The 13,322-nt window shown below is 49.8% G+C and carries 10 protein-coding genes; 9 read left to right on the plus strand and 1 reads right to left on the minus strand.

Annotated elements, in window-relative coordinates:
* Positions 1–490: 490 nt before the first annotated feature.
* The 8 genes from gltB to N5E87_RS15510 all read left to right on the plus strand — a co-directional run bounded on the left by gltB (position 491) and on the right by N5E87_RS15510 (position 10,431).
* On the plus strand, positions 491–4,939 hold the full coding sequence (gltB, locus tag N5E87_RS15475; protein WP_086903130.1) for a glutamate synthase large subunit: 4,449 nt from the start codon (positions 491–493) through the stop codon (positions 4,937–4,939).
* 6 nt (positions 4,940–4,945) lie between these two features.
* Positions 4,946–6,352 carry an FAD-dependent oxidoreductase gene (locus N5E87_RS15480; RefSeq protein ID WP_023266773.1) on the plus strand — a complete coding sequence of 469 codons (1,407 nt, stop codon included), beginning with the start codon at positions 4,946–4,948 and terminating at the stop codon, positions 6,350–6,352.
* A 247-nt stretch (positions 6,353–6,599) separates the two neighbouring features.
* Complete coding sequence (locus tag N5E87_RS15485) at positions 6,600–7,310, plus strand: 5'-methylthioadenosine/adenosylhomocysteine nucleosidase (RefSeq protein WP_023266772.1); 711 nt, start codon at positions 6,600–6,602, stop codon at positions 7,308–7,310.
* Between the two features lie 31 nt (positions 7,311–7,341).
* Positions 7,342–8,331, plus strand: a complete 990-nt coding sequence (locus tag N5E87_RS15490; RefSeq protein ID WP_086903128.1) for a cobalamin biosynthesis protein — start codon at positions 7,342–7,344, stop codon at positions 8,329–8,331.
* Positions 8,332–8,386: 55 nt separating this feature from the next.
* Complete coding sequence (locus N5E87_RS15495) at positions 8,387–8,764, plus strand: DUF2721 domain-containing protein (protein ID WP_011623626.1); 378 nt, start codon at positions 8,387–8,389, stop codon at positions 8,762–8,764.
* On the plus strand, positions 8,761–9,387 hold the full coding sequence (locus N5E87_RS15500; RefSeq protein WP_086903127.1) for a trimeric intracellular cation channel family protein: 627 nt from the start codon (positions 8,761–8,763) through the stop codon (positions 9,385–9,387). The genes N5E87_RS15495 and N5E87_RS15500 overlap by 4 nt, the downstream gene beginning before the upstream one ends.
* 1 nt (position 9,388) lies before the next feature.
* Positions 9,389–9,880: a nuclear transport factor 2 family protein gene (locus tag N5E87_RS15505; RefSeq protein ID WP_086903126.1), complete on the plus strand. Its 492-nt coding sequence runs from the start codon at positions 9,389–9,391 to the stop codon at positions 9,878–9,880.
* 122 nt (positions 9,881–10,002) lie between these two features.
* A complete protein-coding gene (locus N5E87_RS15510; protein ID WP_086903125.1) occupies positions 10,003–10,431 on the plus strand; it encodes a hypothetical protein in 429 nt (142 codons plus the stop codon).
* Positions 10,432–10,597: 166 nt separating this feature from the next.
* Here N5E87_RS15510 and tyrS read toward each other — a convergent pair whose 3' ends face one another.
* Positions 10,598–11,794, minus strand: a complete 1,197-nt coding sequence (gene tyrS, locus N5E87_RS15515) for a tyrosine--tRNA ligase (protein WP_011626902.1) — start codon at positions 11,792–11,794, stop codon at positions 10,598–10,600.
* 127 nt (positions 11,795–11,921) lie between these two features.
* Between tyrS and N5E87_RS15520 the strand changes: the two genes are divergently transcribed.
* A complete protein-coding gene (locus N5E87_RS15520) occupies positions 11,922–13,322 on the plus strand; it encodes a peptidoglycan DD-metalloendopeptidase family protein (protein WP_086903140.1) in 1,401 nt (466 codons plus the stop codon).

Consider the following 13,322-nt stretch of genomic DNA (forward strand, 5'->3'; position numbering starts at 1 on the left):
TCATGATAAACAAAGCGAGCATGGTTTTCTTGGTGGTAAATCAAACTCCCGTTAGATTCACAGCGTCAAAGCTCAAAACCTGAGTCATTGCTCACAGTGTCTTTACACTCCGTGATTCCACTCACAGGTAAACAGAATAACAATTCACTTATTTTATATTTTTATACAGCCACTGTATTTGCAATAAAAATCACTATTTCTAAATCAAAAACAATCGATTTCAATGTTACATTTTAGTAACTCTATCGTTTTCCATTTTTTAAAATTCTTTTTATTCATAATGTTATACAGCACTTTAATCAGTTTACGTTAACGTCAAGTAATTGTGTTTTGTGTATGAAACATGAATTAATACCCACATTTTATGCAAAATTTTGGTTTGACCTTTAGTTAATCTCAGGATAATTTGGGTGGTTCGGGTGCATATCTATAGAAAGTCTTTACATTTCTCCCGAGTAGTAATTTCGTTGAGGTCAAGGGAGGTTTTTGTATGAGCTTATATCATCCCAGTTTTGAGCGGGACAATTGTGGTTTTGGCTTGATTGCACAAATGGATGGCGAAGCCAGCCATCGTATCGTGCGCACCGCCATCCATGGCCTCGATCGCATGAAACACCGTGGCGGTATCGCCTCTGACGGTCGAACTGGGGACGGCTGTGGTTTATTAATGCAGCTACCATTGCAATTCTTTGAAGCCATTGCCGCGGAAAATGACTGGCACCTGAGCCGTAAATTCGCCGTGGGCATGTTGTTTTTAAGTCAAGATGAAGAACTGGCCGACCAAGCCAAGTTTATTCTCGAACGCGAACTCGAGCGTGAAACCTTAAGCATTGCCGGCTGGCGTAAAGTCCCCGTCAATCCTGAGGTATTGGGTGAGATTGGTAAATCGAGCCTGCCGCAAATCTATCAAGTCCTGATCAACGCCCCGATTGGCTGGCGTGAGAAAGATCTTGAGCGTCGCCTCTACATGGCTCGCCGCCGTTTAGAGCAACAAATTACTGACGATAAAGACTTTTATGTCGCGAGTCTTTCAGGCCAAGTCATAGTCTACAAAGGCTTGATGATGCCAGCCGACTTGCCCGCATTCTATCCTGACCTTGCCGACATCCGTTTGAAGAGCTCTATTTGTTTATTCCATCAACGCTTTTCAACCAATACTTCACCTAAATGGCCACTCGCTCAGCCCTTTAGATATCTTGCCCATAACGGCGAGATCAACACTATTACCGGTAACCGCCAATGGGCCCGTGCCCGTGCCTACAAGTTTAATTCACCACTGCTGCCCGACTTACAACAGGCGGCACCCTTTGTGAATGAAACGGGCTCCGATTCATCCTCCCTCGATAATATGCTCGAGATGTTGCTCTCGGGCGGTATGGACCTATACCGAGCCATGCGTTTGCTTATTCCGCCAGCGTGGCAGAGTAACCCAGAGATGGATGATGAGCTAAAAGCCTTCTATGACTTTAACTCCATGCATATGGAACCTTGGGATGGTCCTGCGGGTATCGTAATGACCAACGGTCGCCACGCCGCTTGCGCAGTGGATCGTAACGGCCTGCGTCCATCACGTTATGTGATCACTAAAGATCGTATCCTCACCCTCGCCTCCGAAGTGGGCATTTGGGACTACGCCGCCGATGAAGTAATTGAAAAAGGCCGCGTTGGCCCAGGTGAGCTGTTAGTGTTAGATACGCTCAATGGTCGTCTGTACCAATCATTCGAAATCGATAACGACCTTAAGCGTCGCCACCCCTATAAAGAGTGGATGGCGAAAAACAGCCGTACTCTGATCCCAGCAGAACAGTTGGCAACGGAGCAACATGGCGCCAGCGAATTAAGCCCTGAGCAACTGCTGCAATACCAAAAGCAATTTGGTTACACCCGAGAAGAGCTTGAACAAGTGATTTGGGTGCTGGCAAAACAAGGCGAAGAAGCGACAGGTTCCATGGGCGACGATACGCCAATGGCCGTATTGTCGAAAAAGTCACGCTCACTCTATGACTATTTCCGACAGAAATTCGCTCAAGTCACTAACCCGCCTATCGATCCGCTGCGTGAAAAGCACGTGATGTCTCTGGCGACCTGTATCGGCCGCGAGCAAAACCTCTTCAACGAAACCACTGGTCATGCCTATCGAGTGATGTTCAACTCGCCGATATTATTATTCAGTGATTTCAACCAATTACTCGGATTGGATAGCACTTACTATCGCGCCAATATCGTCGATTTAAACTACGATCCGAAGGAAGGCTTAGAGCACGCTATCCGCCGCATCACCTCGGAAGCCGAGCGTTTAGCTCGCAGTGGCACCACGCTGCTGATTTTATCCGACCGCGCGATTGATAAATCGGCGCAGGTGATCCCAGCGGCCATGGCAGTTGGCGCAGTACAACAAATGCTGGTCAGCAAGAGCCTGCGCTGCGATACCAACATCATTGTCGAGACCGCATCGGCGCGGGATCCGCACCACTTTGCGGTGCTGCTCGGCTTTGGTGCTACGGCGATTTATCCGTATCTAGTGTATGAATCAATCTCAGATCTGGCGAAGCGCCATCAATTGACCGATACCACGGCGCTGATGCTGAACTTCCGCTACGGCATTGAGAAGGGCCTGCGTAAGATCATGTCGAAAATGGGGATCAGCACCGTCGGCTCCTACCGTTGTAGCCAACAGTTTGAGGCCATTGGTATTGCCAGCGATGTGATTGAACTCTGCTTTAAAGGAGTGGTGAGCCGTATCGAAGGCGCCAGCTTTGAGGATATCGCTCAAGATCAAGCGCTGCTGCATAAGGCCGCTTACCGCGCCCATGTGCCACTGCCACAAGGCGGTTTACTCAAATATGTAGATGGCGGTGAGTACCACTGCTTCAACCCAGATGTGGTCAACACGCTGCAGGCGTCATTAATCGACAAGAATTTTGCAACCTACAAGAAGTTCGCCGAATTAGTCGATAACCGCCCGGTTGCTACCCTAAGGGATTTGATTGGCATTAAAGCTGACCAAGCCGCAATTGAACTGGATAAGGTCGAGGCTGCCAGCCACTTGTTCCCGCGCTTTGACAGTGCGGCCATGAGTATCGGCGCCCTAAGCCCCGAGGCCCATGAGGCATTAGCCATCGCCATGAACCGTTTAGGCGGCCGCTCCAACTCGGGCGAAGGTGGTGAGGATGCTCGCCGCTTTAATACCGAGCGTAACTCGGCGATTAAACAAATTGCGTCGGCACGTTTTGGCGTAACCGCCCATTACCTAGTCAATGCCGATGTGTTGCAGATTAAAGTCGCACAGGGCGCAAAACCCGGTGAAGGCGGACAACTGCCAGGCCATAAGGTGAGTGTGGAAATTGCAGGACTGCGCCACGCGCGCCCAGGTGTAACCTTGATTTCACCACCACCGCACCATGATATTTACTCTATCGAAGACTTAGCCCAGCTGATTTTCGATTTAAAACAAATCAATACCAAGGCACTGATCTCCGTGAAGTTAGTGTCTGAGCCAGGTGTCGGTACTATCGCCACAGGTGTAGCAAAAGCCTACGCCGATATGATCACTATTTCTGGCTACGATGGTGGCACGGGCGCGAGCCCTATCACCTCGGTGAAATACGCTGGCAGCCCATGGGAACTCGGCCTTGCCGAAGTGCATCAATCTCTGGTGGAAAATGGCCTACGCCATAAGATCCGCTTGCAGGTCGATGGCGGCCTAAAAACCGGAACCGACGTCATCAAGGCGGCCTTACTCGGCGCCGAAAGCTTTGGCTTTGGGACTGTGCCTATGATTGCCTTAGGTTGTAAGTACCTGCGTATTTGCCACCTGAACAACTGCGCTACTGGTGTCGCAACTCAGGACAAGAAACTGCGCGATAACCACTACCACGGCTTACCTGAGCGAGTGATGACTTACTTTGAGTTTGTCGCCGAGGAAGTGCGCGAGTGGATGGCAACGTTAGGGGTCAGCAAGTTCGAAGACTTAGTGGGCCGCAGTGAGTGGCTACATACCTTAGAAGGCCAGACCGACAAGCAACGTGGACTCGATTTAGCGCCGATCCTGTATCAGCCAAAGGTCAAAGCCAGCACCTCGCGCACTTGGCAGGAAACCAATCCACCAGCGGATTTAGGCTTACTCAACCAACATCTGCTCAACGAGTGCCAGAGTGCGGTCGATAAGGGCGAGTGTTTCGATGCCGCTTACAGTATCAACAACACTGACCGCTCAGTGGGCGCACGCCTGTCGGGCTATATCGCGACCACCCTTGGCGTTAAAGGCACTAAGGCGCCGATTAAACTCAGCTTTAATGGCAGTGCTGGCCAAAGCTTTGGGGTATGGAACAGCCCAGGCCTCGAACTCAAGCTCTGCGGTGATGCCAACGACTACGTCGGTAAAGGCATGTCGGGCGGCAAGATTGTGATTTATCCACCGCTAGGGAGTCCGTTCCAGAGCGAGCGCAGCGCGATTGTCGGTAACACTTGTCTGTATGGCGCGACTGGCGGACGCTTCTTCGCCGCGGGTCAAGCGGGTGAACGCTTCGCGGTACGTAACTCAGGCGCCATCGCCGTAGTTGAAGGCTTAGGCGATAACGGCTGCGAATACATGACCAGCGGTATCGTTGTCGTGCTCGGTAAAACTGGGGTCAACTTCGGCGCAGGGATGACGGGCGGCTTTGCCTATGTCTTCGACCAATTTGGCCGCTTTAACCGCCGCGTGAATAACGAGCTTGTCGATACCCAAAAACTCGAGTCACCTATTCATCAACAGCATTTGAAAGGCTTGATTGAAGAGCATGTGGCCGAAACCGGCAGTGAGCACGCGAAGATGATCTTAAGCGACTTCGCCAACTGGTTAGATTGCTTTGTTTTAGTGAAACCGAAAAATATCGCCGTTGCAGATCTGCTCAAATTAGAGCAATCGAGCCCGGAACTAGCAGTTAAAGCGGGGTAATAGCAGATGAGTAACGATTTTCAATTTATTGAAGTGGGTCGTAAAGACCCAACTAAACACCCTGCAGCAAAGCGTTCGACTCAGTTTATTGAGATTTATCAGCCCTTTGCTCAAGCTCAGGTGACTGAACAGGCGGACCGTTGCCTCGATTGCGGCAACCCTTATTGTGAGTGGAAATGCCCGCTGCACAACTATATTCCCAACTGGCTGAAGCTGGCACAGCAGGGGCGGATCATGGAGGCGGCGGACTTAGTCCATGAGACCAATACCCTGCCCGAGATCTGCGGCCGCGTCTGTCCACAGGACAGACTCTGTGAAGGGGCTTGTACCCTAAACGCCGACTTTGGCGCCGTGACTATCGGTAATGTGGAGAAATATATTACCGATACCGCCATCGCCCAAGGCTGGCGTCCGGATATGAGCAAGGTCACGCCACGCAAGGAAAAGGTCGCGATTGTGGGCGCAGGCCCTGCTGGTTTAGGCTGCGCCGATATTCTTGCCCGTAATGGGGTTAAGGCTGTGGTGTTTGATAAGTATCCCCAAATTGGTGGCCTGCTGACCTACGGTATTCCCGCCTTTAAACTGGATAAAGCCGTGATGGCAACTCGCCGCACAGTGTTAGAAGGCATGGGCATCGAGTTCAAGCTGGGCGTAACTGTGGGTAAGGACGTTGCCTTTAACCAACTGCTTGAGGAATACGATGCTGTCTTCCTCGGCATGGGTACCTACACCGCCATGAAAGCGGGCCTTGAGGGCGAAGATGCCCAAGGCGTGTACCAAGCTCTACCCTACTTGATTGGTAATACCCATCACCTGATGGGCAGCAGTAATCCAGACACCCCTTACCTGAATCTTGCCGGTAAACGCGTGGTGGTCTTAGGTGGTGGTGATACCGCCATGGACTGTGTTCGCACCGCAGTTCGCCAAGGTGCCAGCAGTGTGATTTGTGCCTATCGCCGTGATGAAGCCAACATGCCAGGTTCACGCCGCGAAGTGCAAAACGCCCGTGAAGAGGGAGTGAACTTCCTGTTTAACCGTCAACCCGTGGCGATTAAAACCCAGGATGGCAAAGTGGTGGGTGTGGAATGCGTTGAAACCCAAATGGGTAAAGCCGATGCGAGTGGCCGTCAACGTGCTGAAGCAATTGAAGGCAGCGAGCAGTTACTCGATGCCGATGCGGTGATTATCGCCTTCGGTTTCCAACCTAGCCCAGCGCCTTGGTTTGCCGATTACGGCATTGAACTCGACCAATGGGGCCGAGTAAAAGCCAGTAAACAGGCCGATAACCCATTCCAAACCACCAATCCAAAGGTATTTGCTGGCGGCGATATGGTCCGTGGCTCGGATCTGGTTGTGACCGCTATTGCTGAAGGACGTGATGCCGCGCAAGGTATTCTTAACTACTTAGATTAATTGTTTTTTGTTGTACCGCTGTACCTGTGAGTCTCGGACTCGTACCCACGAGTCCACCATTTGCTTGTGAATTTTGGCGCACCTTAGGGTGCGCATTTTTTTACCTTCCGCGCGTGTTATCCCACCCCAATCAAGCAATCGCAATCCCACAATAACGTCAAAGCATAACTGTGATATATTAGCCGCCATTCTGTTATCCCACTCTTTTAGTGGAATCACACATTCAGTTGAATCAAAAGGGTCTCCCATGAAAATTGGTATTATTGGCGCAATGGAGCCAGAAGTTGCCCATCTTATTGCGGCTATGACAAACGCCTCTTCGCAAACGATTGCAGGTATTGAATTTATCGCTGGCACCTTAGCGGGCAAAGACGTTGTAGTGACGCGCTCTGGTATTGGTAAAGTCGCCGCTAGTATTGCCACCACGCTGCTGATTGAGAAATACGCCCCCGATGCGGTAATCAACACAGGTTCTGCGGGTGGTTTTGTCGATTCACTGTCGATTGGCGATATCGTGATTTCATCCGAAGTGCGCCACCACGATGTGGATGTCACCGCATTTGGTTACGAAATTGGCCAAATGGCGCAGCAACCCGCAGCCTTTATTCCGGCGCCATACTTAGTCGAAGCGGCCAATAAGGCCATCGCACAATTAGGCGAAGTGAAAGCGATTGAAGGCTTAATCTGTACTGGCGATAGCTTTATTTGCGACCCAGTACGTACCAAAATCATGTTAGAGCACTTCCCAACCATGGCGGCCTGTGAGATGGAAGGCGCGGCAATTGCCCAAGTTTGTCACCAGTTTGGCGTGCCATTCGTGGTGATCCGCTCGCTCTCTGACAACGCCAACAACGACTCACCGGTCGACTTCGATTCTTACATTGTGAAGGCAGGCTACCATTCAGCATTGATGGTGATGTTGCTGCTTGAGCAATTAGATCCAAACTCAGTAAAGTAATTGACTAAAGCATGATTGCGGAAAGTACCTGATGCACAGTTCTTTTTATCAACAACTTGTCGAAATTGATGGCGCTTTGTTTGAAGGCTTCTTGGTACTTTTCTTTGCTTTATTGCTGGCGCGTTTAGCGCCATTGCCAAGGGAAATGCAGCCACTGATTTGGTTTAGTCACTTAGCCAAACAGCTCGCCGCCAAAGTCAATCGCCCCGGGCGCGCGCCTAGTCAACAGGCGACCGCCGGCTTTTTAGCCATGTTGCTACTGGTGTTTCCCTTCTGGGCGATTATCACTTTTTTACTCGAACTCGCCGCCTTCCCTTGGTTCTTTGAGTTTTTAGTTCTGTATCTGTGTTTGACGGATGCAGGCTTTAGCCAAGTCGCCGACGAAATCGCTAAAGCATTGAAGCGCGAGGATAATGCCAGCGCAAAAAAACTATTACAGCCGTGGATTGTCCGTGATACGGATAGTCTGTCGGAAGTCGGTTTAACCAAGGCCACGATAGAAAAGCTCGCTACCGCGCCGATTTACGGCACGGCATCGACTATCTTCTTTTTTGCGATCGCAGGCGCCCCTATGGTGCTGGCGGTCAGAATGATTAAACAGCTCGAACTCAGTTGGCCGCCCATTCAACCTAAGTACCAACACTTTTGCAGTTCGGTACACGTTATTTCTACGGCGCTGCTGGCGATCCCCGCTTGGTTATGGAGCCTGTCGATTGCGATTCAGGGCGGCCCCAAGGCCTTAGCATTGCTGTTTCGCACCTCTAAAAATCATCCTGCCCTGCGGGGTTATGTGATGAGCGTGTCCTTAGTGGCAAATATTTTACGCATTGAATTGGGTGGACCACAGAAGTTTTCAGGACAGCGTATTGATGTGGCTAAGATTGCCCATGGGCCACAGCCACACCAAGAAATGATTGCCCCCGCGGTAAAACTCACATCGCGTGCCTGTGCTATCTGGTTTAGCTTTATTACCTTACTTCCTATCATTTGGGCGGGTTTACGCTGGCTACAAACCCTGTGATATGATGCCTTTAATCTTAACATTGGGTTAAAGGCTGACTATCTTGTTCGAAAACATGCATGTTTCATTAACAACTCCCGCCTTGTTATTTCCGGCAATCTCACTGCTATTACTGGCCTATACCAACCGTTTCTTTGCTCTGGCAGCACTGATTCGTCAGCTTAGTAACGGCGATAAACCCGTGCATAAGGATCAGATTAAAAACTTAAGCCAACGGATCCGGATTATTCGCCGCATGCAGGAGGCCGGCGTATCCAGCTTTGCCCTGTGTGTGCTCTGTATGATTTTTATCTATATCGGTTTTAATAAGACGGGCTCGGTGATCTTCGGTGCCAGCTTGCTACTGCTGCTCTATTCACTGATTTTGTCTGTGATAGAAATTCGAATCTCTGTGGACGCGCTAAACATCCACATCAAAGAGATGAGTAAATGAGCCACTGGATTTACTTCTTCGATTTATGTGGCACAGCGGTATTTGCCCTTTCCGGCGCTTTAGCCGCAGGTCGTCACCGTATGGACCCTTTTGGCGTTATCGTACTGGCCTCGGTGACTGCGGTCGGCGGTGGCAGTATTCGCGATGCGCTGATTGGCGCGACGCCCGTGTTTTGGATCCGCGACCCTAACTACATCATTGTCATACTCGCCACAGTCCTAGCTTGTTTGCTGTTGGTGCGCCGTCCCCGCAAGATGCCGCAATATACGCTGCCAGTCGCCGATGCCTTAGGTTTGGCCCTGTTCACTGTGATTGGTGCCGAAAAAGCCCTCAATATGGGACTCAGTGGCATGATTGCCGTCGTGATGGGCTTGATCACGGGCGTTGGAGGAGGCATTATTCGAGACTTACTGTGCAGACAAATCCCTATGGTGTTACGCACAGAAATCTATGCCACTGCGTCGATTATTGGCGGCATAGGTTATACCGTAAGCCTTGCCTACGGGATGGGCGAAAAAACGGCGCTATTTTTAGCCATGACCAGTGCCTTAATCATTCGCCTATGCGCCATCAAATGGCATTTGTCGTTACCCGCCTTTGATCTCAAAACCAAGAGGGAATAGTTTGCGAATATTGTGTCTTTTAGTCTGTCTTATTTGGGTTCCGGCCTTGTTTCCTGCGTCAGTACACGCTAACTCAGGGGAAATGCCAGCAGAACAGCAGTTAGCCGTAAAATACATGAACGCGCTAACCGAGCACGACTATCAAACACTCGGCAAATTCTATAACCGTGATACCGTCTTCTTCGATAAAACCGCTAATCGTAAATACACGGGTGGGCGGTTTATTATCGACTTCTTTGAGCGCGCCCACGAAGGTGTGCTCGAATATGATTTCAATATCGAGCATATGTATAACGCAGGCTCCCTCGTGGTGATGATTGGTAACTATCACTTTAAAGGGCCCGGCGAGCAGTTTGGTAAACCCGGAAAAATTATTGATGTCGCCATTCCTGGAGTCACCAGCCTTAAGCTCGATATGCGTAATCACAGGGTCACAGAGCATGTGGATCTGATTGATTACCAGACCATGTCAGACCAATTAGCGATGCAGTAGTCACAAAATTTAGCTTTTATTGAAACTTGAGCCCTCAAAACGAGTCGAAACCTGCAATGAGTCAATACGACTGAGGTGCGGCATCCTATGCCCACGGGTCGTTTCGTTTCAATGAGGTTTGTATGAAGTTGTTTGGACTGATTGCCCTACTCGCCCTGAATGGCCTAATGCTCGCGCCCCACGCACAGGCGCAGCAGCCGATTATTGTGTCCTACGCGGTGCAACCCGTAAGCCATTTCAACCAGCAACTGCGGGCCGCCCAGGAGCAACATCAAGCCTGGAGCGAAGATCCCACCACCATCAGCAGCCAATATGCGGGTAAAAAATTTACCCTTGTTCGTACTCAGCCCACCAAGGATGGAATATTTACCTACCAAGTGAGCGAGTTGTCGCAGCAGCACCCACAAATGCTGTTAATTTTGTCGCTTAAGAAGAGTGCCCAACGCTGGCAAGTGGATTCCGCCCAACTGGCGTGGAAGTGTCGCGATGGTCAGCATTTCGGTACCGACAGATGCAATATCGGCGAGCATGAGGCCAGCACAGCACCTTAAGCACTGTCTCATAAGCACAGTCTCTTAAGCACAGTCTCTTAAGCTATCGAGATAAAATGCAGATATAAAAAGAGCGCCCTTAGGCGCTCTTTTTACTGCTTGGTAAGTACTTATTAACCTTCTAAGCACTCACTGGCTGTAGTCACATGGTGACATCCGATTCAGCTTAAACCAGAGTCACTTTCGCGAACTTACGCTTACCGACTTGGAATACGGCAACCGTGCCAGCGCTTAAGGTCATACGGCTATCGTCAACCTTCTCACCGTCCATCTTCACCGCGCCTTGCTTGATCATACGCATCGCATCGGAAGTCGACCCCACTAAGTCGGCATCTTTAAGTAAGTTAGCAATCGCTAAGCCTTCACCCGCCGCTAATTCAACCTCAGGGATATCATCTGGGATAGCGCCCTTTTGGAAACGGTCGATAAAGGCTTGATGGGCACTCTCGGCCGCCGCTTGGTCGTGGAAGCGCGCGATAATTTCTTTCGCGAGCGCAATCTTGGTATCACGAGGGTTAGCACCGTTGGCGATATCTTGTTTGAACTGTTCAATCTCGGCCAAAGGACGGAATGACAGTAGCTCAAAGTAACGCCACATTAATTCGTCAGAAATCGACATGATCTTGCCAAACATTTCATTGGCGGGCTCACTCACACCAATGTAGTTGTGCGCCGATTTAGACATTTTCTTCACGCCGTCTAAACCTTCAAGCAGTGGCATCATGATCACGGCTTGTGGTTTTTGGCCTTCGGCTTTTTGTAACTCACGGCCCATCAACAGGTTGAACTTCTGGTCGGTTCCGCCTAATTCAACGTCGGCCTTCAGGGCTACTGAGTCATAACCCTGTAAAAGTGGGTACATAAATTCGTGGATAGCGATCGACTGACCCGAAGCATAGCGCTTCTTAAAGTCATCACGTTCCATCATACGAGCAACAGTTTGCTGCGAGGCTAAACGGATCATCCCCGCTGCCCCTAATGGCTCTAACCAGCTCGAGTTGAACTCGATACGGGTTTTTGCAGGATCCAGAATTTTATAGACCTGCTCTTTATAGGTCTCGGCGTTGGCTAATACTTGCTCACGGGTGAGGGGTGGACGCGTGCTGTTTTTACCACTTGGATCACCCACCATACCGGTAAAGTCACCAATTAAGAAAATGACTTCATGACCTAACTCTTGGAATAATCTTAATTTATTTAAAATTACTGTATGTCCAAGATGGATATCCGGTGCAGTAGGATCAGCGCCTAACTTGATACGAAGTGGACGTCCTTCTTTGAGTTTTTCCAGCAGATCCGATTCGAGTAGGATCTCATCGGTACCACGTCTAATTTCTGCTAATACTTGGTCTAAATCAGCCATCTCGGCGGGGACTCCTAAGGCCATGATCATAAAATGAGGAGACTTATGTTACTTGTTAGCCACCACAATTGAAAGTGTGTACACTAACGGGATTATTCAAGCCTTAGGTAATCGGTATCGGCGTCACATGGGAAAGGTTATAACGTTATTTAAATTGCTGCCTAAAAAGCATCAAATTCTCCTCAGCATTCTTTCTGTTATCACTACGATAACCCTGCTCTTTCCCTCTGAAGAAGCGCAAGCTTCAAGACAAACTCAAGGTGTCGCAGACCAAGCTCAAGTCAATACCCGTTACGATGTTCCTTTAGCCTTTCGCTCACCAGAGCGCCCAGAAGGTGTTGAGGGCCAATCGCAAGATGCATCTACCAACGCCACGCCATTATCTTCGGCCGACGCCTTAGCCGCAGGCAATGTGCCCGCCAGCGAAACCTTAGAGAGCGCCCACCATAGGGACGTAGAACATTTTAATGTGAAAAATGGCGATACCTTAGCCGCGGTATTTGAGCGCGCGGGACTCACCAGCAAAGATGTGTATGAAATTACCCAGTTGCCACTCGCCAAACAGAATCTGTTAAAAATCATCCCTGGCGAAGAAATTGTGATTTCAAAGGATGCTAAGGGCGATTTAACCGAAGTCCGCTATCGTGTCGATTCGGTATCGACTTTAGTGATCACTAAGGTTCAGGAAAAGTATTCCGAGAAAATCTCCGAAAAAGACATTGAAATCCGCACCCAATTCACCAGTGCGAAAATCAAGAGTAACTTCTGGAATGCCGCCGTGGATGCGGGTTTAAACGCGAACCAAATTATGCAGCTCTCAACCGTGTTTGGCTGGGATATCGACTTTGCCTTGGATTTACGCGAAGGCGACAGCTTCGCCATTATCTATGAGCAGGAGTATGCCGAAGGTGAGTTTTTACGTAACGGCAATATCCTCGCCGCCGAGTTTATCAACCAAGATGAGCGCTACACTGCGATTCGCTATACCGACGGCAACTATTACTCCGAAAACGGCACTAGCATGCGTAAGGCCTTCCTGCGCTCACCGGTCGACTTTAAATATGTCAGCTCTAACTTCAACCCGAAACGCTTACACCCAGTGACGGGGCAAGTTAAGGCTCACCGCGGCGTTGACTATGTTGCCGCCATTGGCACCCCCATTAAGGCGGCGGGTAATGGCCGAGTTATCGAATCCGGCTACAATCAATTTAACGGTAACTATGTGTTCATTAAGCACAACGATACCTACACGACTAAGTATTTGCATTTGACCAAACGCAACGTCAGTAAAGGGGCCAGCGTTAAGCAGGGGCAAATTATCGGCACCTTAGGTAAAACAGGACGCGTCACCGGCGCTCACCTACACTATGAATTTATCGTTAATGGCGTGCACCGTAATCCAAGAACGGTTGATTTACCTAAGGCCGAATCGATTGCCCGTAAAGAAAAGCCACAATTCGATGCACTCAGCAAACAGTTGATGGCCAGCATTTCACAGAACAAGCAAACCCAATTGGCGATGCAATAA

This window comes from Shewanella sp. GD03713 (genome assembly GCF_029843705.1).
GTDB lineage: Bacteria > Pseudomonadota > Gammaproteobacteria > Enterobacterales > Shewanellaceae > Shewanella.